Source organism: Vibrio sp. Vb1980 (genome assembly GCF_033338615.1).
GTDB lineage: Bacteria > Pseudomonadota > Gammaproteobacteria > Enterobacterales > Vibrionaceae > Vibrio > Vibrio alginolyticus.
In genome coordinates this window covers 1-520 of the sequence record NZ_JAWOSZ010000179.1, presented here as the reverse complement: position 1 = coordinate 520, position 520 = coordinate 1, and the positions used below count along the sequence as shown (strand labels likewise).

Annotated in this window: 1 protein-coding gene; it reads left to right on the top strand. The window is 44.2% G+C overall.

Annotated features, from left to right (window positions below; genetic code table 11):
• The coding region (locus R7F64_RS24390) for a sulfite exporter TauE/SafE family protein (RefSeq protein WP_318072224.1) at positions 1-375 on the top strand (375 nt) is incomplete at its 5' end.
• Between the last annotated feature and the right edge of the window lie 145 nt (positions 376-520).

Below are 520 nucleotides of genomic sequence, written 5' to 3'. Positions count from 1 at the left end.
CACGCTGGCGTATTAGGCTTCATCTCCTTGCGTTTGTTGTTGGTGGGCGTTTCAGCATACGGTGGATTTTTTAATGCCGGATTAGGTGTGATTGTTCTGAGTTACCTCGTCGTGGCGGGCCATCAAGACATCAACTTGATGAATGGGCTTAAACTTCTGGTTTCAACGTGTGTCTCTCTCATCGCAATCGTCATTTTTGTTGCGAACGGCTCTATCGATTGGAGTAAAGGCAGCGTGGTAATGATCGGGACATTAGTTGGTGGCTACCTCGCCGCGCGTGTGTCTCGCCAGCTTAATCCGAGCCACGTTAAAGGCTTTGTCGCTCTCTCTTCGATTATCATCACCATTTACTTTTTTATTGACGTTTACGCCTAACCCAAACAGAAAAAGCGCCATCAACTTAATGGCGCTTTTGCGGCTTTCAATAAAGGTTTCTAAAAAGAAGTTTATTAAATAACGTGAAAAAGTGAGTTTAGAAAACCGTTTTATGGTGGACTACCACTTACTTAATCAACCCAAC